20 protein-coding genes, 2 tRNA genes and 1 pseudogene are annotated in these 22202 nt (G+C 31.8%); 3 read left to right on the top strand and 20 right to left on the bottom strand.

Going from position 1 to position 22202, the window contains the following annotated elements; translation table 11 throughout:
- Positions 1 to 128: 128 nt before the first annotated feature.
- Positions 129 to 1337 (bottom strand): 2-oxoglutarate dehydrogenase complex dihydrolipoyllysine-residue succinyltransferase, encoded by a 1209-nt coding sequence (odhB, locus tag NH341_RS03665; RefSeq protein WP_253055711.1) that lies wholly within the window; start codon positions 1335 to 1337, stop codon positions 129 to 131.
- Between the two features lie 117 nt (positions 1338 to 1454).
- Positions 1455 to 4181 carry a 2-oxoglutarate dehydrogenase E1 component gene (locus tag NH341_RS03660; RefSeq protein ID WP_253055710.1) on the bottom strand — a complete coding sequence of 909 codons (2727 nt, stop codon included), beginning with the start codon at positions 4179 to 4181 and terminating at the stop codon, positions 1455 to 1457.
- 272 nt (positions 4182 to 4453) lie between these two features.
- Between NH341_RS03660 and NH341_RS03655 the strand changes: the two genes are divergently transcribed.
- Both NH341_RS03655 and NH341_RS03650 read left to right on the top strand, forming a co-directional pair.
- Positions 4454 to 4527 (top strand) — tRNA-Asn (locus NH341_RS03655).
- A gap of 60 nt (positions 4528 to 4587) precedes the next feature.
- Positions 4588 to 4661: transfer RNA gene (locus NH341_RS03650), tRNA-Asn, on the top strand.
- A gap of 264 nt (positions 4662 to 4925) precedes the next feature.
- Here NH341_RS03650 and NH341_RS03645 read toward each other — a convergent pair.
- The 18 genes and pseudogenes from NH341_RS03645 to tssD form a co-directional block, all read right to left on the bottom strand.
- On the bottom strand, positions 4926 to 5894 hold the full coding sequence (locus tag NH341_RS03645; RefSeq protein WP_253055709.1) for a hypothetical protein: 969 nt from the start codon (positions 5892 to 5894) through the stop codon (positions 4926 to 4928).
- Positions 5891 to 6556, bottom strand: coding sequence for an RHS repeat-associated core domain-containing protein (locus NH341_RS15340; protein WP_256471465.1), 666 nt, complete (start codon positions 6554 to 6556; stop codon positions 5891 to 5893). Before NH341_RS15340 ends, NH341_RS03645 begins: the two co-directional genes overlap by 4 nt.
- Before the next feature lie 80 nt (positions 6557 to 6636).
- Positions 6637 to 7095, bottom strand: a complete 459-nt coding sequence (locus NH341_RS03635; RefSeq protein ID WP_253055708.1) for a DUF4274 domain-containing protein — start codon at positions 7093 to 7095, stop codon at positions 6637 to 6639.
- Between the two features lie 13 nt (positions 7096 to 7108).
- Complete coding sequence (locus NH341_RS03630; protein ID WP_371875255.1) at positions 7109 to 7537, bottom strand: AHH domain-containing protein; 429 nt, start codon at positions 7535 to 7537, stop codon at positions 7109 to 7111.
- Positions 7529 to 7630: pseudogene (locus tag NH341_RS15335) on the bottom strand (RHS repeat-associated core domain-containing protein); the annotation flags it as partial. The pseudogene NH341_RS15335 and the gene NH341_RS03630, both read right to left, overlap by 9 nt.
- Positions 7631 to 7914: 284 nt before the next feature.
- Positions 7915 to 8406, bottom strand: a complete 492-nt coding sequence (locus NH341_RS03625; protein ID WP_172644866.1) for an Imm26 family immunity protein — start codon at positions 8404 to 8406, stop codon at positions 7915 to 7917.
- 10 nt (positions 8407 to 8416) lie between these two features.
- Positions 8417 to 9007 carry an RHS repeat-associated core domain-containing protein gene (locus NH341_RS15380; protein WP_371875254.1) on the bottom strand — a complete coding sequence of 197 codons (591 nt, stop codon included), beginning with the start codon at positions 9005 to 9007 and terminating at the stop codon, positions 8417 to 8419.
- Between the two features lie 235 nt (positions 9008 to 9242).
- Entirely contained in the window at positions 9243 to 10187 is a 945-nt protein-coding gene (locus NH341_RS03615; RefSeq protein WP_253055706.1) for a hypothetical protein, read from the bottom strand.
- Positions 10188 to 10438: 251 nt separating this feature from the next.
- Entirely contained in the window at positions 10439 to 10834 is a 396-nt protein-coding gene (locus tag NH341_RS03610) for an immunity 22 family protein (protein WP_253055705.1), read from the bottom strand.
- A gap of 53 nt (positions 10835 to 10887) precedes the next feature.
- On the bottom strand, positions 10888 to 11151 hold the full coding sequence (locus tag NH341_RS03605) for a hypothetical protein (protein WP_253055704.1): 264 nt from the start codon (positions 11149 to 11151) through the stop codon (positions 10888 to 10890).
- 62 nt (positions 11152 to 11213) lie between these two features.
- Entirely contained in the window at positions 11214 to 12128 is a 915-nt protein-coding gene (locus tag NH341_RS03600; protein ID WP_253055703.1) for a hypothetical protein, read from the bottom strand.
- A 1-nt stretch (position 12129) separates the two neighbouring features.
- Positions 12130 to 15501, bottom strand: a complete 3372-nt coding sequence (locus tag NH341_RS03595; RefSeq protein ID WP_253055702.1) for an RHS repeat-associated core domain-containing protein — start codon at positions 15499 to 15501, stop codon at positions 12130 to 12132.
- Positions 15502 to 15522: 21 nt separating this feature from the next.
- Positions 15523 to 16110 (bottom strand): hypothetical protein, encoded by a 588-nt coding sequence (locus NH341_RS03590; protein WP_047790812.1) that lies wholly within the window; start codon positions 16108 to 16110, stop codon positions 15523 to 15525.
- 6 nt (positions 16111 to 16116) lie between these two features.
- A complete protein-coding gene (locus NH341_RS03585; protein ID WP_253055701.1) occupies positions 16117 to 17445 on the bottom strand; it encodes a hypothetical protein in 1329 nt (442 codons plus the stop codon).
- Between the two features lie 11 nt (positions 17446 to 17456).
- Positions 17457 to 19217: a type VI secretion system Vgr family protein gene (locus NH341_RS03580; RefSeq protein ID WP_053056793.1), complete on the bottom strand. Its 1761-nt coding sequence runs from the start codon at positions 19215 to 19217 to the stop codon at positions 17457 to 17459.
- A 12-nt stretch (positions 19218 to 19229) separates the two neighbouring features.
- The gene (locus NH341_RS03575) at positions 19230 to 19832 is read right to left on the bottom strand and encodes a hypothetical protein (RefSeq protein ID WP_167712867.1); all 603 of its coding nucleotides are present in this window, start codon (positions 19830 to 19832) and stop codon (positions 19230 to 19232) included.
- 3 nt (positions 19833 to 19835) lie between these two features.
- Positions 19836 to 20333, bottom strand: a complete 498-nt coding sequence (locus tag NH341_RS03570; protein WP_047790808.1) for a hypothetical protein — start codon at positions 20331 to 20333, stop codon at positions 19836 to 19838.
- A 58-nt stretch (positions 20334 to 20391) separates the two neighbouring features.
- Positions 20392 to 20790, bottom strand: coding sequence for a type VI secretion system tube protein TssD (gene tssD / locus NH341_RS03565; RefSeq protein ID WP_073182189.1), 399 nt, complete (start codon positions 20788 to 20790; stop codon positions 20392 to 20394).
- A gap of 280 nt (positions 20791 to 21070) precedes the next feature.
- On the opposite strand from tssD, the gene NH341_RS03560 reads away from it, so the two are divergent.
- Positions 21071 to 22198: a pyridoxal phosphate-dependent aminotransferase family protein gene (locus tag NH341_RS03560; protein ID WP_253055700.1), complete on the top strand. Its 1128-nt coding sequence runs from the start codon at positions 21071 to 21073 to the stop codon at positions 22196 to 22198.
- The last annotated feature ends 4 nt before the right edge of the window (positions 22199 to 22202 follow it).

Here is a 22202-nt window from a genome sequence, read left to right as displayed (position 1 = left end):
TAACAATTTATGACAGTAAGAAGAGTGTATAAGATAATCATTTTATTCAATTCATCCTTTTAAAAATAAATAAAAAAATCCCACACAAGTTGTGTGGGATTTTTTTATTTATCTGTATAAACTTTATACTACATTTCTAAAGCTTTGGTAGGGTTATTATCCATTAATAGCTCTACAGGATTTTCTAACGCTTCTTTTACAGCGACTAAGAATCCAACAGACTCACGACCATCAATAATTCTGTGATCGTATGATAATGCTACATACATAATTGGTTGAATCACTACTTCGCCATTAACTGCCATTGGGCGATTTACAATATTATGCATTCCTAAAATCCCACTTTGTGGAGGGTTGATAATTGGTGTAGATAACATAGAACCAAATACACCACCATTCGTGATAGTAAACGTACCTCCTGTCATTTCATCAACTGTAATTTGTCCGTCACGTGCACGTAATGCTAAACGCTTTACTTCGCTCTCAACTCCTCTAAACGTTAAATTTTCAGCGTTTCTTATTACTGGCACCATTAATCCTTTAGGACCTGATACTGCAATAGAAATATCTTGGAAATCGTGACTTACTTTGTAATCTCCATCAATCATAGAATTTACATCTGGATACATTTTTAAAGCTCTTACTACTGCTAAAGTAAAGAATGACATAAATCCTAAACCTACACCGTGTTTTGCTTTAAACGCTTCTTTATACTCGTTACGTAAGTCGAAAATTGGTTGCATATTAACCTCATTAAAAGTAGTTAACATCGCTGTTTCGTTCTTTACAGAAACCAAACGTTGCGCTACTTTACGTCGTAACATTGATAACTTTTTACGTTCTGTACCACGAGATCCCATTCCTGGAGTTCCCATTGAAGGCACTGCTTTTACAGCATCTTCTTTTGTTACACGACCGTCTTTACCAGTTCCTTTAACATCAGATGGATTCATCCCTTTTTCAGCTAATACTTTCTTAGCTGCTGGAGATGCTGTACCAGTTGCATATCTTTCTTTTGCTGGTTCAGCCTTAGGTGCTTCTTTTTTCTCCTCAGTTTTTGGTGCAGCTGCTTTTGGTGCTCCAGCTCCATCTGGCTTTGCAGCATCCATATCAATATGACAAACTACTGCTCCTACTGCTACTGCATCACCCTCTTCAGCTTTTAAAGTGATTATTCCGCTTTCTTCCGCAGGTAATTCTAACGTTGCTTTGTCAGAATCTACTTCGGCAATTGGTTGATCTTTCTCAACGTAATCACCATCTTCAACTAACCAAGTTGCGATTTCTACTTCTGTAATTGATTCCCCCGGAGAAGGAACTTTCATTTCTAAAACCATCAGTTCTAAATTTTATATATCTGAATTATTTTATTTCTTTTATTTGGGCGTTTCCCTATCGGGTCGGGCTTTTCGCACTACACGGTAGTTTGCTTCTATCCCTAACGCATTTATTTTTTAATCAAAAACCTTATCTATAATAGCTTGATGACGTCTTTTAAAACGTGCACTTGAACCTGCTGCTGGCGCCGAACGGTACTCTTCCGAGGCACATTCTAACCTAGCTAATTCAAAACGTTCTAACATATAACTCCAAGCTCCCATATTTTTAGGTTCTTCTTGCGCCCAAACATAACGTTCTACATTTGGATACTTGTCCATTACTTCTTTAATTTTATCATTATGTAATGGGAACAATTGCTCTATACGAACTAAAGCTACATCTTCTCTTTCTAACTTTTCACGTTCTGCTAATAAGTCATAATAAAATTTACCTGTACAGAACACCATTTTCTTAACTTTTGATGTATCGATAGTATCATCAATCACTTCTTGGAAAGTTCCGTTTGCTAAATCTTCAATAGGATTTACTGCTTTAGGTAAACGTAATAAACTTTTTGGTGTGAAAACAATTAATGGTTTTCTAAAATCACGCTTCATCTGACGACGCAAAATATGATACATATTTGCTGGTGTAGAACAGTTTGCTATTGTCCAGTTATCAGTTGATGACGATTGTAAGAAACGTTCAATTCTACCTGATGAATGCTCTGGTCCTTGACCTTCATACCCGTGAGGTAGTAACATTACCAATCCGTTTTGTAACTTCCATTTATCTTCTGCTGAAGAAATATACTGGTCGAACATAATTTGTGCTCCGTTGGCAAAATCACCAAACTGAGCTTCCCAAATGGTTAGGGTATTTGGAGCTGCCATTGCATATCCATAATCAAAACCTAACACTCCATATTCTGATAAGTGAGAGTTGTAAATAGTCATCTCTCCTTTATTCTTAGGGTTTGTGTTTAATAAATTTACACGCTCTAAAGTTTCTTCATCACGCATAATTGCATGACGGTGAGAGAACGTTCCTCTTTCTACATCTTCTCCTGAAATACGAACATCGTATCCTTCTTCTAACAACGTACCGTATGCTAAGTTTTCAGCTGTACCCCAATCTAACAAATTATCTTCAAAAACCATTTTTTCACGGCCTTTTAAGATACGTTCTGCTTTACGAACAAACTTGTGTCCTTCTGGTGTTTTTGAAATAACTCTTGCTATGCCTTTTAAACCATCTACTGAATAGGTTGTATCTACAGGCTGTAACATATCTTGTAATTGCTTACGTACAAACCCATCCCATACATCAGGCATGAACTCTTGAATTTTAGACGTTTCTTTCTTTTTAGATTCTGTAAATTCAGCCTCTAAATGCGCCTTAAATTCATCTGTTATTTTCTGTAAGTAGTCCGTTGTTATACTTCCTTCTTCTATTAATTTATTAGCATAAATTTCTCTTGCATTTTTATGCTTAGAAATTGCCTTATATAATTTTGGCTGAGTAAAACGTGGTTCATCTCCTTCGTTATGACCGTATTTACGGTATCCTAATAAGTCAATAAAAATGTCTTTGTTGAATTTCATACGATATTCAACAGCCATTTCCATAGCGTGACAAACAGCCTCAGCATCATCAGCGTTTACGTGTAATACTGGAGATAACGTTACTTTAGCTACATCAGTACAATACGTACTTGAACGAGCATCTAAATAATTGGTTGTAAAACCAACTTGATTATTTACTACCACATGAATAGTACCTCCTGTTTTGTATCCGTTTAATTGTGCCATTTGCACAACCTCATACACAATACCTTGAGCTGCAACGGCCGCATCACCATGTACTAGAATTGGGAGTATCTTATTTTCGTTTCCTTCGTAGTCTTTATCAATTTTAGCTCTAACAATTCCTTCAGCAACTGCATCAACAGTTTCTAAGTGAGATGGATTTGGAACTAAATTCATCTTCATCTTTTGTCCACCTTGATACGCTTTGCTTAAGGTTAAACCTAAATGATACTTAACATCTCCATCTATATCTTGATCTTCAAAATCTTTTCCTTCAAACTCACTAAATAAATCGCGAATAGGTTTTTTAAAGATGTTTACCAAAGTGTTTAAGCGTCCACGATGTGCCATTCCTAACACGCATTCTTCCACTCCATACAATTCAGCCGCGTCTCTAAGCGCTACACTTACCCCTGGAATTAATGTTTCTCCTCCTTCAACAGAGAATCGTTTTTGACCTACATACTTTGTTTGCAAAAAGCTTTCGAAAGTTGATGCTTGATTTAGCTTCGTAAGAATATACTTCTTAGACTCTACATCATAGCTTGGATGGTTAGCATTCTTATTCAAACGCTCATTCCACCACTTTAACTCCTCAGGGTTGCGTACATACATATACTCAACTCCAATGCTTTCGCAGAAAACAGACTTTAAATAGTTTATAATTTCTGCTAAACTTTTAGGTCCTATTCCTAAAATCTCTCCTGCATTGAAAACAGTGGATAAATCTGATTGATTTAATCCAAAGTTTTCAATATCTAATGTTGGAGTATATGTTCTTCTATTTCGTACTGGGTTTGTTTTGGTAAACAAATGGCCACGGGTACGATAACCGTTAATTAAATCGATTACTAAAAATTCTTTACGTACTTCTTCAGGGACTTCTACCGAAACTTCTTCATCTGTTAATGAGTATTTCTCGTTAGCCAAATCATATCCTTGAAAAAAACTTCTCCAACTTGGTTCTATCGCATCAGGATTTTTTTGATATTGTTCATACAAATCACCTATAAAACCTGCATGTACTGCGTTTAAGAACGAAAACTTGTCCATATATTTTGTTATACTTTTCTATCAATAAGAATAATGGAGACAAAAGTACAACTTTTACGAAAAATACCATTCCTTTTTAGTCTAATTTTAAACTCTTTAACGAGTATTAGCTTTTTGTTAAATTTCAGTTAAAAACATAATTTCCTTAAAAAATAAACAACTGAAATCCAGAGATAAGTAATTTTAATCTTACTTTTTTTTAAAAATAATTTGCAGATATAAAAAATCCCCTTAAATTTGCACTCGCATTTTAAGACAAGTATGTTTTAAATTCCTCCTTAGCTCAGTTGGTTAGAGCATCTGACTGTTAATCAGAGGGTCCTTGGTTCGAGCCCAAGAGGGGGAGCAAAGGCAACGTAGAAGCCGATAATTTCTACAACACATATATATTGTTCTACATGAACATTCCTCCTTAGCTCAGTTGGTTAGAGCATCTGACTGTTAATCAGAGGGTCCTTGGTTCGAGCCCAAGAGGGGGAGCAAAACAAAAAAAATCAATCTAAAAAAGATTGATTTTTTTGTTTTAATGATTTTCACCAACTGCTCTATTCATTACATCTTTTTTTATATTTATCTTCTCTATAAATGTCTTTTTCACCTCAGAATACACAACACTATAATCCAATCTAAGAATACTATAGTATCAGATAAATAACACCTTAATTGTAATACAATCCTGTTTCTACATCTTTGTATTGACCCTGATACCTAAAAGAAATGAGTAACTTTACTGAAATATCTTAGTTAAGAATATAGTAAATCAACATTAAGTAAAGGCTCATTTTTCTCTAATATACCTTCTTCTCTATATACAAGAAACGAAGTAATTACAGTTTCTGAATCATCGTTTTTTAAACAAAAAGGTTTTAAGTATGTTTTTTTTCCTTTTCCTTGTAATTTAATTTTTGGCCACTCTTTTTCTAAAAATTTAGGCCAAGTACTTAATTCATATCCTGGAACAATACTTAACTCATTTATCTTTTCGTCGATATTAAAAATACCTTCTTGTTTGAACTCTTCTCCCAACAAGGGTTTTATTAACTTTGAATATTCTGAACTATATATAGGGTATGTATAAGGGTTAATCCCCCATACGATCATAATTATTTCTTCTTCAAAAAGTTTATCTATGAGTTCAGAGGTAGAGAACTCAACCACTAAGTCCAATTCTTTTTTACCGTACTCTAACTCAATTACTTTTTTCATTCTAGGCAAATCAACAAGGAAAAACCCCAAATGATTATACCCATCAAAAACATATTGAATATCGTCAGTCTTCTCGTTTACTTTTTTTGTTTCCGAAAAATAAACATATACATTTATAATGTCTGTAGGCACTGGTATTACTTCTAAGGCTCCATGACTATTGATTGGATTACTTTCATAAATTTTCACTCCAACAAAACACTCTTTATCAAAAGCTAAATTAAAGTTCAATTTATTATTAAATGAAGAATCCTCATTAGATAATATTATTTCTGAATCTGGTTTGATTAAAAATTCTCCAAGCGAACTATCCACCAACTTATCCCCTAATATTTCGTCTGTATATGATAATTTTTCTTCAACTATTTCTATTATAAATCTAATATTATATTGCTTATTTAATACTCTATCACAACTAATACTATTCTTTTTACCATCTATGGTAAGATAAAGTTTATTTAGTATATTTTCTCCACCTCTTGTGGCAATTACTTTTGTAGTATTCATAAATTACTTACATTTAACTTCAATTCCTTGTTCTTTAGCCCATTTTTTGTTAACTTCCATGCTTCTTGAGGAGATACATTCGTTTTTATTAACTTACCCTTTGTTCCGTCGCTATTAATTAGATGAAGGTCTCCTTTGTATTTCTGAATTGCTGGATTATTGTAATGTTTCTGTAATGAAGTTAACCATTCATCGTTTGACATTCCTGCTTTTTTGATCTGATCTGCTTTAACCAAAGGCTTGGTATCTGACCCTAAACCGTTATACCCATGCATAGCACTGTGATTATTACCAGAAGAGAATTGTGAATCGCTCCAATACATACTTGGCACACCTGTTTGTTTATTAAATGGTTCTATACCCAAATCAGTAGCTGCCTTATGTGGAACTATGTGATGTCCTTGGTTTACGGGATTACTCAAAGGCATTAACCCAAAAACATCAACCCAGTTATTAGAATCTGCTACATAAGAATACATGTTAGGCATTCCCCCAACTAATCCTATTGGATCTTGAGAAATATACCACCCCGTTTCAATCGAATAATAACGAAGCCTATTGTAATACAAGCCCGTTTCTTCATCTTCATACTGCCCTTGGTAACGAAAAGGAATGAACGTTTTTTCTCCCGTAAAACTACTAGCTTTTCCGTATATATCCAACTCACATTCCCATACTTTTTTACCACTACTATGATATGCTTGTATAGGTGTACCTAAATGATCGGTGAATACTATATATTCTACTCAATTTCTTCATATAAATCTTCAATTTCATTAAAAATATCTTCAGGAATTCCTTCAATGTATTTTTCTGAACTTGATATTTTTTTACCCTCTATTTTATCAAACATAACTAATGGTATTTTGGTGTTCTCTAAATCAGGATATTCCTGTGTCCAGTCTAAACCATCATCATCTTTTGGGTTAAAACCTAAACTTTGATTAGTATAAAACTCAGAAATATAATTTTTCTCTATCTCATTTTGATATTCAAAACCATGTTTGGGGCTTGACATCCAATAAATCATTAGAATAGTCGCCTTTTCTGTTTGTTGATTTTTAACTAACCACTGCAAAAAAGTTTTACTACTGTCATAATTCCAATCCATAGCCATTTTGTGCCACTCTATTGGATTTGTTTTTTTTGCATAATTAATTATTTTATCATCTGCTATTTTTATAATTTCTTGTTCAGTCATAATAAATAGTTTACTAATGGCATCTTACTGGAGTTTTTCCTTTTCTTGAACTTAATCTTTTTCTTTCAGCTTTTTGTATGGCACTAATTTTCTTTCTAGCTTGTGTAGCACTAATCTCTCCTGCATCAAACTGTTGTTTTACTGCATTTACTCTAGCACCCATATCGGTATTTATACCTGGATGACTTCCTCTATGATAATAATCAAAACCTCCCTGTTGAGCTACATCTGCATTTTTAGGTAAGAACACACCTTTTGAGGCCTTATCTTTTGCACCACCTAGACCTATATCATCAAAAAACTGTTGATTATCAACCCAAACTTCGTGAGGTATTACGTGATGTGCTTGAAAGTTTCCTCTAGTAAAAGGATCCATTCCAGCTTTGGATAAGTTTCTACCTAAAGTTCCACTTCCTTTACTTAAACCAAAAACATCAACCAAAGCATTACTATCTCTTACATACGCATAAAAATTCGGCTCTCCAGAGTGAAATCCTATGGGGTCTTGAGACATATAAGTTCCTGACTCCGGAGAATAATACCTAAATCAATTATAGGCTAACTCTGTTTCTCTATCATAGTACTGCCCTTGATATCGAAAAGGAATGAACGTTTTTTCTCCTGTAAAACTAAGGGGTTTTCCGTATACACCCAACCCACATTCCATCTCTTTTCTTTTGCCTTCATTGGACTCTATTAGGCTTAAAACCAAATAAACTTTCTTACGACAAAAAACACAGTTTAATAACTGTGTTTTTTATCGTATTCTTTTATTACTTACCTCACTTGTAGTGAACCTTATATAAAAAAAAGAGAGGACTAAAAAATTATTGAAAAGTCATTTTCTTTTATTCCTTCTTCTATCCTAGTAGGGTGATGAATTATCCATTCTTTATATTTTGACCTCTCATCAACACTTATATTCATCTTCTGCCCTCCTTTCCATAATATAGGAGAACCTATATCTCCTAATAAAAATGTTATTCCACTGTAATTAGAATCTTTTTCTTTATCATAATTTTCAGTTTCAAATATAAACCTCCATCTCTTTTTCTCAAAAGCCATGGCTATATGAATGGGTTCAAACATTAGTCCTGAATTTATAATAATATCTTTATTCTCTGGTATACTTCCTCTATAATTAAATACTTCAATTAAATCTCCTGTAGTTTTATTTATATTGATTAATCTACCAAAAGCATAATCTTCATCTTTATCAAATTTATAATTTGAATAACTTTTTCTATTATCTTTTATACCCAATGGCAAAAACAATGGGATGAAAAATATATTTCCTTCTTTTTCTTCCATGTATTTCATATTATTTACATCCTTTTTTTAATTTATCATACTCAGCTTTAAATGCCTTTCCTCTTTTATCTGTTCTTGTTTTGTCAAATGAGTTTATTTTATTACCTCTATTGGTCGTTGAAATATCTTCTCCTATTATGCCAGTTTTTGTACTATGCTTTTCAATTAAAAACTGCTCATGTCCCCTAGCTTGCTCAATAGTTAAATCTTCATGCAAAACTTTATGTATTGTATTGTTCCCATACCTACCAGTATCCATATGTTGATCCATCCTAACTTGAACATTCTGTTTTGTAATTCCAATATAGTACGGGGTTGCACTTCCTTTATCATATAAAGCATATACAGAAAATCCTCCAGTACCTAAAGGATCCAACCCATAAGGGTCAACCCATGTATTACTATCGTGAACATAGGCATAAATATTCGGATTATTCCCTGCCAACCCAATCGGATCCTGAGAAATGTAAGTTCCTGTATCAGGTGAATAATATCTAAACCTATTGTAATACAGTCCTGTTTCCTCATCTTCATACTGCCCTTGGTAACGAAATGGTATAAAAGAACGTTTACCAGTAATATTACGAATTTTACCGTAAATATTATATTCTGCTTCCCATGCTTTATCTTCTTTATTTTTATATAAAATTGTGTTTTCTAGTTCTACTACATTCTCACAAGCAAGGTATTTATGCCAGCTAGTGCCTTACTTAGAGACTCTAAAACTCAAATAAGTATAACAATAAAAACAACTACATCTAAATATGCCTATTTCTATTTTGCATTGTTTTCTAATTTAGAATATTAACATAATAAAAGTCAGTGAAGTCAGTTTTTCACTTCCAAAACCCTGCATGAGAATTTTGAAATTGATATTTCAAAGCCAAAGACTCAAACTCATTAGTTTCAGAATTATCCTTACTTCTAAAGTAAAAAGTATCTAATAACATATTCTTTGCAATCTTTTTAATCTCTCCAAATTCTATATTAGCATCTGTTATTGCTAATTTTTCCAATTTTTTATATGAGACTATATTATGGATATTCTGCAAATTTTTACAATTTAAAAATTCTAGTCTTTTAATTATTTTAGACTTCAAAGAAGGAACTTCTGTAATCGTATTTACTCTATTGAATGAGATATTTTCTAAATCTAACAATTTGTTTAAAAATGAAAAATCAGCAATTTTCTTACAAAAACTAAGTTTTATAGTTTTTAAACTGGGATATTTTTGTGTCAGCAGATGTTCATTTTGTACATTATCAAGAATGACGAGTTCTTTTAAATTAGTATTCTTCGAAACATATTCTAAATTAATATCTTTTAGTTTAATCTTCACTAAAGAATCTTTGATTATGCTATAATCTTTTTTGTTTATTGAATGTTCAAAACTTAATTCTTTAAGATTATTATGTTTTTTCAGAACATTTAAGTTTATTTTTTTGTTATAAAACCCACCTAGAGAAAACGACTGTAAATCTTTTATGTAATCAATCTTATCTATACTTTCAAGAGGGGTTGAAGAACCAACAATAATACTAATATGTTTCAAATTATTTAAAAATTGTAATACATCCAAATTTCTAAATAAATTATCTCGATTTGTTTTGTTAGGATCACAAAACAGAATTAATTTAATACTTGAAATATCATTAAGAATTTCATTCAGTTTATTCAAAACATCTGCGCTAACTCCTTTTTCTATAGTTATGGTATTATTCTCTTTCAAAAAAGAAATATTATTTCTCAAATAAGATAGGTCTTTCTTGTCTAAATTCATATTTTAATTATTTACACATTCCTTTAGGTTTATAATGATCTTTAACTCTTTTATCTATTATTTCATCATAATCATCACCAAAAATATCAACCAACCATTTACACTCAAAATATTTGGTATTATACTTTATAAACTAAATAAGTTTTCAAACATTAAAAAACAGCTACAAATTAATGTAACTGCTTTTATTTTCATCTCTACACTGATTACAAATCCTCATCAACAAATTTAAAAAATTACTCATCTATCAATTAATCTCCTTCAAATAGACCTATATACTTTAAGCCATTGTAACTCTCCTTTGGTTCTTTTATTTCTAAACTGGAATCTTGATACCACAATATTGCATTAGCTTTTTTTATCCCTAAGCTCTTACAAACTTCTTTTACGTTATCCCATTCATATTCATCTATTGCTGCCTCTTCTAAAATTTCATCTAATTCAATTTCTTTCCCAAATAATGGTATAATCCCTATAAAGTCGTGATCAAACCATTTTTTCCCTATATCAGTACAGAAACCACATACTTTATAGTTTGGATCATCAAAATCTCCTTCAGTAGAATAATCTAACTTAAAATATTTCAAATATTCTTCTTGTGAAATATTTACACTACCAATCCATAAGTGCACTTTATTTTCTTCCATTTTATATTATTTACAAGGTGATAATTTCATGTGCTTTTTATGGTGTTTTGCAATTATTTTTTAGCTTCTAACTTAGTTTTTAATCCTTTTAAATCTTCTATTAATTTATTATGAAAATGTCTACCTGCTCTATGATGTTTTCCGTCAGGTAATATATTCCCTCTTTTATCTTTAACATTTGTAAATGTTACACAATCAGTCTCAACAGTCATTTTCTTTATTTCTACAGCTGTAAAACCAATTTCTTTAGCCTTAGCTTCCTGAGAAACTGGAAAGATTTCATACACACCATCAGCCCCTCTTAAAGCATTTGACACTGACTATTTATTATCAAGAACATCTTGAAGTGAAACACCAAACGAAGCGGTTAGTAAATAAATCATTCAAATATATTTACTTTATCATATTCAGATTTAATAAGTTCCTTTATATCATTAAAAGAATACTTTCTCTTTGTCTTTACAGTTAAGTCGACAAGTCTAAATTTTAAATCAAAGTTTTCATTATATCCTGTTGGTAAAACCGGTATTTTAGCCATGTTGGTTTCAAATAAAGCATTATTAATAACTGGCATATCTAATCCTAATTTTCTGCGAACTTTAATTAGGTTTATTAATTCCATCGGAATTAGTCCACTAGTTAAAAATTCTTCATTCTCCCATTTTTCTCCACCTTGCAATCCTATTCCGTTTAAATGATATTCGCAAAGCGCATCCCAATAATTAGACTCTATACTAGAAAAATCATCCCAGTTATCAATTAGCTTTTGATAAATACCATAACCATCCCCATACTTTAATACCAAGTCTTTTACAGGATTATATCCCAACCATTTCCCAACTAAAAAATGTGCTAATTGTGTGCTTGGATAAACTTTTTGCTTTTTAAATTCTTTGTTAGTTAGATTCTCTCTATCTGTTAAATATGCCAATGATTTCTCAAAAAGTAGTTTTATTAAGTCTTCTCTTTCTACGTACAAAGCATACTCATAAGCCCCTTTTAAATGGTCTATCCATTTATCGTTTATATGCCCATACGTCCAAAAAACTGCAGTACGTTCAAAATACTTCCAGCAATCTTCATTACCTTGGAATAGCAAGTTTTTTGCTTTAATATGAGTGCAATTGGGGTTAGAATTTAGCTTACCATAAAAATTTTTGAAATCATATTTATTTCTCTTATAATTTTTATATGAAAATTCATAACTACGATAAAACTCCCGTTTTTCTATTTCATTATCTAATACAATACCATATTTGTAATGCTTTTCTGCTTTATTAATCAATTTTTGCATTTTATGATTTACATTTTAGCCTGATAGAACGTTTATCAATATTAATTTGAAGTAATTTATTTTCCAACTTACCATTTTGTTTTGCATCATCAATTATATCTATTAAATTCTTTTGATAATCAGGCATATTCCCCCAAAACCCGTTTGTATTACCTTGAATTTTTCCAATATTATTATTTGTCCATTTTGGCATATTTCTTTTACTTCTCCACTTGCTTTGACTCGTTTTTACTTCAATAATATTAATCTCTCCTTTAGCAGTTTTAGTAACAAGATCAAAACCATGTCCAGAAGCATTTTGCACTGAACCTAAAATGCTATGACCGTTTTTGGCTAGATATTTTGACGCTACTTTTTCTCCCCAGTCTCCCATCTTCATACCGTCAACCATTTGGACTGCTAAACCCAAAGGGTCTATCCACATGTTACTATCATGCGTATACGCATAAAGAGCAGTTCCTCCCGCTAATCTAATCGGATCTTGGCTTATATACGTACCACTTTCAGATGAATAATAACGAAAGCGGTTGTAATACAATCCCGTTTCTTCATCTTCATACTGCCCTTGGTAACGAAAAGGAATGAACGTTTTTTCTCCCGTAAAACTACGAGCTTTTCCGTATATATCCAACTCACATTCCCATACTTTTTTACCACTACTATGATATGCTTGTATAGGTGTACCTAAATGATCGGTAATAATGGAATAAGTCTCATTGTTTTGTATTTTTGCTTGTGGCACAAAGCTGTCTTCTTCAAAAATCCAAGTAACTAAATCTTCCTTATTTGACAAACTCCATTCGTGTAAAGGCACATTTTTATCGTACACCCAATAGGTTATTTTTTGGTCGTTGTATTGTTTACTTATACGCCTGCCTAAAGCATCATACGTAAATGAAATAACATCTTTATTAGGTTGTATTACCTGAGAGAGCATTCCGTTTTCTTCCCATGTATAACGCCAAACCTCAACACTTTTTTTAGCTCTTTTTTCTACTAAATTACCATTAGCATCATAGTTATACTCAAAATCTGGGCACGATAGTAACTGACCTGCTTTACCATAGGTTCGTTCATTTTGAGCCTCGGTTTGGTATAAATTACCTACTGCATCGGGTAATTTATAGTCAAAACTACCATCTGAATACCCTGCTTTGGCTAAGTTATTAAAAGCGTCATAACTAAAAGCAACTCCTTTGTTTGCTATATTGTCAAAAATTCGGGTAAGCTTGTCGTTTATATCCCAACTATAGCGCCTATGTGTGGTTTGTTTTTCATTTACTGAAACCGCATGTACTTCAGGTTTTCCGTCGGGTCTTCTTTGCCAAGTATTGGTTACTCCTCCTGGTAAGTTACGTTCTATTTCTAAACCTAAAGCATCATAGACATATTGTGCTTGCCAACTCGCTTCTTCTGTTTTGGCTACCGTATTGGCTATTGAGTTGTCTTTATTACGAGTAATAGCTATATTGGCTCCTAAACTACTTTCTAAATCGGTACGATAACCCATAGCATTATAGGTGCTTTTTACCTCAATACCGTTTTGGGTTTCGGTTATTATATTTCCTGTTTCATCTCGTTTAAAAACAACAGTAGCGTTTTTATTTATAGCTTGAACTAAAAGTCCGTTTTTATCGTATTGATAAGTTTCTTTATCTCCGCTTGGGTAAACTACTTCGCTTACTTTTCCTAAACGATCGTATGTTATTTTGGTACTTACTCCTAAAGGGTCTATTTTTTCAACTACATTTCCTACTGGATTTGTTAAATAACGTTGAGTTTTTCCATCAAACCCTATTTCTTTAACAATGTGTCCTGCTGCATTGCGCTTAAAGCTATACACATTTTTTTCTTCGTTAACTATGGCTTTTAAGTTATCGGCTCTGTCGTATTTAAAAAGTATTTCTGTATTGTTTTGTTTACGACTTAAGAGTTTGCCTGCAGAATTGTATTTAAAATTTATATTATGTTGAGCGTCTTTTAGTTGTATTAAATTACCTAGGGCATCATATTTTAAGTTAATACGGTTGGCTTCCATAGTAACAATGCTTGTTACGCGCCCTAAACTATCGTATCGATAATTTTCTGCTATATTTTCGCTGTTTTTTATCGTTAGTACTCTACCTAACTCATCATATTTCCACTCGGTTACTACTTTATTATGATCGGTTATGGTATTTAATTGATAGTTTTTAGTATATGAGATATAGGTTCGTAAACCATTGGGGTTAATAACCGTGGTTAGTAAATTGTTTTCGTATTCGTAACGTGTTATATCGTTAGTATATCCTATTTGTGTTACAAGTTGCCCAATTTCGTTATATTCTAACAACATAACAGCTCCCATGGCATTGGTTACGCTTGTTAGTTTATTGTTTTCATAAGTATATAAGAGTTCTGCTCCGTTTGGCAACCGAATATGAGTTTGGTTTCCGTATACATCGTAACCGTAATAGGTGTTTTGCCCAAGAGCATCTGTATAACAAATTAGGTTATCGTTTAAATCATATTCCCAATATTCGCTGTGCCCTAAGGGGTTTTGTACTTGTACTATTTTTTCGTCATTAATATAATACGTAGTCGTGTTTCCTTTTCCATCTGTTATTTTAGTAATGCCCTTTTCGTATGTAAACTTCTCTACACTTGTACCATCGGTGAATCCTCGTTTGATACATTTTGGTTCGTCTGTTTTATTTTCATATTGCCAATAAAATACGCTTCCATTACCATCTATTTTTTTCGTTAAAAAGTTGTTATTGTATTCGTATTGCTCTGTAATACCTTCACTATTTGTTACCGAAGTTAATCTATTTTCTTCATCGTATTCATAGCTCACCAACGTATGCATTTTTCCTTCTGCCAGCACTTGCACCTGTACTATAAGATTATTTTCGTTACGTAAAAAGGTAATTTCACGATTGGCGGTATCGGTAATAAGCGTTAACATTCCGTTTGTATAATTCAAATCAATACTAAATTGATATTTTTGAACATTCGTTAGCTTATAATGGTTGTTTCCTAAAAAATTATCTTTGGTAAACACATACCATAAGTCTTCTTCGTAATTTTCTAGAATAATTTGATTTCCTTTACGTTGATAACTAATTTTTTCGTCTTTAAATACGTTTTCTTCTCCGTCTTCTACATAAGGTATGGATACAATGCTTCCATTGTTTTTTTTCCAGTTAATATATTGTTCGTGAACAACTAACTCTAAATATTGGTCAAAATTATGTGTCCAAATAGTACCTAAATCACTTTTATTATAGGTTACCCAAGATTGGTTATTTCGTTTCCATTCAAACGGAATAATTCCTGGCAATTCAAAATCGGTATTTTGGATGTTTAACTGTCCGGTTGGGATGTGTAACATAGCTTTTTTCTTTTTTAGGTTTTATGATGGGCAATTACAACCTTTCTTTAATTTTTTAGCAAGTTTTTTAAAGGTTTTACCTCCAAATTTCATTAAAAACTTTAGGCCTCCTAGCATAGCGAGTTTCATAACAACTCCCATTAAATCGGGTACTTGAGGTCCACCTACAATAACAGGAGGTCCTGCTGGAATAGGTATTGTGGTAGTGGTAGGTGTGTACATATTTGGCGATCCTAAAGGAATTCCTATACAACTACAAGTCATCATATTATAACTTGCAACACTAAAATAAGAGCTATCTACTTCTACTGTTTTACTACCAAAAAAGTGCAATCCTTCATGGTCTATTAACGGCATAGTAGCAGGATAAAATCCGGCTCCTAAAGGAAAGTGTTTTATGGTTCCTAAAGTAGCCATGGTACCTGCATTTGCTCGTTTTTGATTGTTTACATACACATTGGTTCCTATAACAGGAATATAATCCATTGGGTCGAAAATCATTCCTATAAAAGGGTGTGGTATAGGAATTGGTGCTGGTGATGGTGGTATAGTTACAAAATGAATATCTATACCCATTGCTATATTTGTATGTTTTGATGCTGGCTGCATATTTTTTTAGGTATTTGTTATCATACTAACTGGTTGTATCATTTCTTCTGGCTTAGGTTTTTTCCAATGTTCTCCCCAAATACTCTTTGCCAAATTTTCAACTGTTATTGCTGCATCTTTCTCATTGTTTGCATGGTATTTATCATACAGTTTTTCGCACACTAAAAAAAAAGTTGTGTAACGTAACATTGTTTTATCCAACTCTTTTACCGTTTCAAAACAGTTGTTAAGTAACTTGTAGGCTTCTTTACTGTTAAATTGTTTTACTGATAATTCGGAAGCTAACCTGATTGATTCTATATAAGTTGGATATACTTGATAGCTTTTAGCTGTTTCTGCTGTTTTTAAATAGTATTCAATAGCTTCACTTTTATTTCTTTTTACATGGTAAGTGGCTGCTGTAAAATTGTATCCCTGAATTAATAAACTCTCACAAACTGTATCGTCTTGAGCAATTCCATCATAGCAAGCTGTTAAAGCGTTTTTAAATTTAACCAATGCTTTATCGTACTTTTTAAGCTGAAAGTATGCACTACCATAAGTAATAAGCACCGTTGCCTCTAAACTTTTACTGGCTGCTTCTTTAGCTACTTCAATACCTTTATTCCCCCACAATTCAACTCCACGTATGTTTTCTTTTTGAAGCTCTTCAAATATGTTTAAAAGACAGGTATTTATAGCTATTCCTGGTTCATGAGCATCTCCAGAAGAAGCTACTATTTCTTTCATAGCCTGAAACATCTTTAAATTGGCTTCTATACTTACTTCTTTTACCTCGTTTGGTATATACCTAAAAGCTTTGCTATCTTTATAATCTACAACCATTATTTGTAAATTATCTGGAAGCTTTTCAGTTAAAGACAACACCCAATTTCCCCATTGTTTTCCTAATTGTTTTAAATTTTGAGGTAATAAAACTAGCACCAACCTAGCATTATTAGAAATAGCTTGTGCAAAAGAACTCATACACTCCAAGAACTCTTGTTCTCTATTCTTTACAGTTGTATTCTCATAAGGCTGACTTTGCCATTGTGGTAAAAGCTTTTTAGGAACTTCATCTCTATACTGTTTATTATTCCATGTGTCAATCCAAGCATTTTTTAGGTTTAAAGCAAAAGATTCCTCTTTATTATCGAAAAAAGGTATTGTAAACGGAAAAAAGAATTCTGACAAAACTCCATGTTCTCCCGATTCTAACAACACAAAAGCTTCTAACATTCTATACTCATTTTCTTCAATAAGCCATCTTACCAGTTTTGTGTCTTCTTTTACTTTTCTATACCATTTTGTTTGTAGTTGTGTAATTCTATGTGTTATAGCATTATTCTCCTGCATAGCTAATTAATTTAGTTTAAGCTTAGCTTAACATTTCCTTTTACACTAGTATTCATTCCTTGAATATCTACACTTTTCCCTTCTACACTATATTTACTCGACTTAGTTTCTTGTGTTTTAGATTCTATTTTAAGGTTCGATTTTGTTTTTATTTCTACTAAATCACTTCCCTCTTGTACTATTTTCTTAGAGTTTACAGAAACTTCGTCTTTACCATCTATAGTTACAGATTTACTAGCTTCTATTTTAATTTCTTCTGAACTTAGCGTTATACTTTTAGGTGCACTAATGCTAATGGTTTCATCTCCATTCAATGTAACCGTGCTTCCACTTGGATCACTAACTGTTATTTTTCCTTTTCCTTCATCATCATCAAACGTTATGGTACTTCCACTACGAGTTGTAATGCTTTTTATTTTATTGTTATCACTTCCTCCTGCTCCTGTTTTTCCATTAAAAAAACTTCCCATTACAAATGGACGATTAGGAGTATTATACCTAAACCCTATCATTACTTGATCTCCTTCTTCTGGTACAAAAACAAACCCTCTATTAACATTCACTTGATCACTTTTACCACCATCGGGAGTTAGTACTGGTATCCAACTAGATTTCATATTATCTACTTGCCACTGGAATTTTACTTGAACTCTTCCTTTATTTTCTGGATCTTTGTTGGATACGACTGTAGCTAGCTGTGGTTCAGCAATTGGGAAATTAACTTCAAAATTGGTAGGTAAAACTTCTACACTAGAAGCTATTGCGGTAAAGCTATTTTCATATCCATCTTTAAAAGCTTCATGCTCTATTTCAGTTATAATATACTCTCCATAAGGCTTCTGCTCTTTTGCTCCCTCTCCATCTTTAAACCCTGTTGCTAAAACTTTAATTATAGATCCTACAGTTAAACTTTGTTTGTTTGATTTACCTTTAATTACATGACTATTTGCCATTTTTGACGATCGTAAAGCTTCTATCGCTTTTTCTATTTTAGATTTGTCGTTAAAAACACCATTTAAATGTTGATTAGACGCTAATTTAAACACGTCTTTAGACGCTTTAAATGAATGAGCTCCTAATTCGTTAAGACCTTTTACATTTCCTTTTACTTTTTCTGAATGTTTTTCATCTAATAAACTGTTATAGGAAAATGCACTAAAATTATTTGGTTTTGTTTCAATACCTATATGTAAAGAAGGTAAATCTTTTCCATAAATAAGCTCTATAGCTGCTTTTTGAGAAGAAGGCTTGCCAAATAATAGTTTTTGACCATCGTAATATAACCATTCATTATATTGTTTTGCTAAACGTTTAATTAGTGTATAATGACTTTCGTTATACTGACATTCATATTCTATCTCTTCTTTAAAAACTGGGGTTACCTCAGCTTTAACACTAGCTTGCTCTGTTACATCTTTTATTATGGTAGATAACTCTTTTTTTAACCAAGACTGCAAGTGTTTACCTGCCTCTAACAAAATGGTTTTTGAATAGCCTGATACATGCAACCTACTCTCAAACCCGTTGTTATGTACTAACTCTATATTAGTTATTACTCCTGAAAAGCTATAATCTTCAAAAACAATCATCATATCTTTTCCTAGCCATTTTTTAGAAGCATCTATTGTATGTGTTCCTAACTTTTCAATAACTTGATAATCTAATTCAACACAGAAAAAGTGATGATTATATATTTGTTGCGCCAAGCTTATTGATTCATAATAATCAATAAACTGCCCGTCTATACTAATTTTAGTATCAAATTTTTTCATAATTTATTTTTTTTATTCGTAAAAGGCAAAATCTTTAACATTACCTTTCTTTTTTAATAAAGACGTTAAACTTTTTTTTACTCTAACCATCTCCTCATTAGTAACACTATGATTATCTGAACTAATCCTATAAATACGATTATCATAAGTTACCCATATCCAATTTATTGTATTGAATTTTATTTCTTTTTCTCTGTACTTTTTTAGATTATTAAAAACTGTGTGTGCATCGCTAATTTTATCAAAATCCCATTCTTCAATACTTATACACAAATCATTGTATTCTTGTTTTTCTTTTAACGATAAAACAGAAAGCGTTTTTAAACTTTTAACTTTTAAAAAAGACGTGTTTTCAAAACTTCGTGCTAATTCTTCTAAAAAAACTTTAGGATATTTTTTATAAATTTTTTTTTGAGATTCAGTAACCTCACAAAGATTAAAATTATCTTTTAGCTCCTTAAACAATTCATTAAGATAGCTATTGTCTTCTTTCAATTCAGAAAACACTGTATAATACTTGTTGTCTTTCTTTTGACCTAACGATGATGTACTTTTACATGCAAACAAGAAAAACAATAAGATATATATGTAACTATATGATTTTTGAAAAATCATTTATTAAGGTATTAGTTTTAGTATCGGTCTAGTAGCTTTTTTATAAATAACTTTTGCCAATTTATTCAAACTAACTTCTTCTTCACTACTACACTTTGTAATTTGCTTAATTAAAGTATTGAATCTTTCCCATTCTCCAACTCCACATATTTCAACACAACCTATTGAACCAAAACCCGCTAAAGGGTTAGCAGGACCTCTATGTATAAAAAAGCCTGAATAAACTCTCCAAGCCATTTCTCGCATTGTAGTTATATAACTCCACTGCAGTGTATATTCTTGATTATCTTGAAGACCTACAACATGCGCTGCTTTAAGTTTTGTACGTTTTACACCAAACCTAATAGCTTTAAATTCATGTGTTTTTTGAGTTTCAAGATTTTTTACATACACTTTATATAAAGGAACCTCATATCTTTTTTTATCAGGACGATAAGGATAACTAGTGATTCTAGCTAATCCTTCTTTTTCATTTGTAACAACTATCTCTACCTTTTTCATATAGCTTAGGTATTAAAAAAGGCAATGCCTAAGTTTAAAACTTAGGCATTGTTTTATATTAAGCTACTGGCCAACGATTGTCTAAGTTAGCGTTACCAATTAATAATTCTTCAGCTGAGAAAGTAACTGTTAATTTCATTGGAATTTCGTTGTTTACATCTAAATCTTCTTTGAAATAAACGATATAAGCGTTTTTAAACTCCACTTCTTTCATTTTTGAATCTTCTTCTGTTTTCTTGAAAACAATTTTTCCATCTACAGACTTAAATTGGCTATTCACCATTGCCTCGATAACAGAAGTATCTGATGTAGATTCAATAGTTAAAGTAACTCTTCCTCCGTTTACACTTGAAGATGGTTTACCTTTTGTGTCTGTGTTTCTGTTTAAGCTGTACTCAGCTTGTAATACGTCGAATTCTTTTCCTGCGAATTCGAAACTTGCTCTAAATGATCCCATAGTTTCTTTTTTTTGGGTTGAATAATTAATTTAAAACACTTTTAGAGCTTTCTCAATAAAAAAAGAGAAAGCTTTAAACAATATAAAACCTTCTCTTTTTTTATTTTTTGGCGCCATTCTATAAGAAGAAAGAAGATAACAAATATTGCCTTGTGTCGTAACAAATATAAAACTAAATAACTAACTTCCAAACGTTTCATTTAAAAAAATAATTGTTTTTTAGTAATTTTAATATAAAAACTAGTTTTAAAGACATATTATTTTCCTCTATTTTTGCACTATGCAGCTCCCTAATAAACTTAACAAAAAACTCAATCAACGAAAAATAAATAACGCTTTAAGAAACCTCGGTAAAAAGAATTCTTTTGTCGATTTTTCTTCCAATGACTATTTAGGTTTTGCAAAATCTGAAGTTTTATTTAATAAAACACATCAGTTTTTAGTTGATAACAATCATAAGGTTAACGGAGCTACAGGATCTCGCTTACTTTCTGGAAATCACAAACTATATACAATAGTTGAAAAACAGCTAGCTAAACTTCATAATTCTGAAACTGCTTTAGTTTTCAACTCTGGTTACGATGCTAACATCGGTTTTTTTGCTTCGGTACCTCAACGTGGTGATATTATTTTGTTTGATGAACTTATTCATGCTTCTATAAGAGATGGAATTCAATTATCTAATGCAAAATCTTTTAAGTTCAAACATAATGACACAAAAGATTTAGAAGAAAAAATACTTCGGTTTACTCAGAATAACGATTCAGAAATTTATGTGATTACCGAATCTATTTTTTCTATGGATGGTGACTCTCCTGACTTGACAGCAATGTCACAAATTATCAAAAAATATACAAATGTACATTTTGTTGTAGATGAAGCACATGCTTTGGGGGTATTTGATTTTGGGCTCATTCAAAAATTACATTTAGAAGATGTTGTTTTTGCCCGAATTATTACCTTCGGAAAAGGGTTAGGCTGTCATGGAGCAGCCATTTTAGGAAGCAAGCAACTACAACAGTATCTTATTAATTTTTCTCGTAGTTTTATTTACACTACTGGTTTACCGCCACATGCCCTAGCTACAATAAAAATTGCTTACGACGAATTAATTATTAGCGATTCTAAAGCACAACTTCAACAAAATATTCAACATTTTATTTCAGAATCCAATAGGTTGCGATTAAACTTCATTCAAAGTACTTCTGCCATTCATTGCTGTATTATCTCTGGCAATGAACATGTAAAAAATATGGCTTTGCAATTACAACAACATGGTTTTGAAGTAAAGCCTATTCTATCCCCTACCGTCCCTACAAACCAAGAACGATTACGTTTTTGTTTACACGCTTATAATTCTAAAGAAGAAATTACAAATGTTTTAGAGAACCTTGCTACTTTTGTTTAAAAAA

The organism is Tenacibaculum sp. XPcli2-G, assembly GCF_024124505.1.
Lineage (GTDB): Bacteria > Bacteroidota > Bacteroidia > Flavobacteriales > Flavobacteriaceae > Polaribacter > Polaribacter mesophilus.
This window is presented reverse-complemented; position numbering and strand designations above follow the sequence as displayed.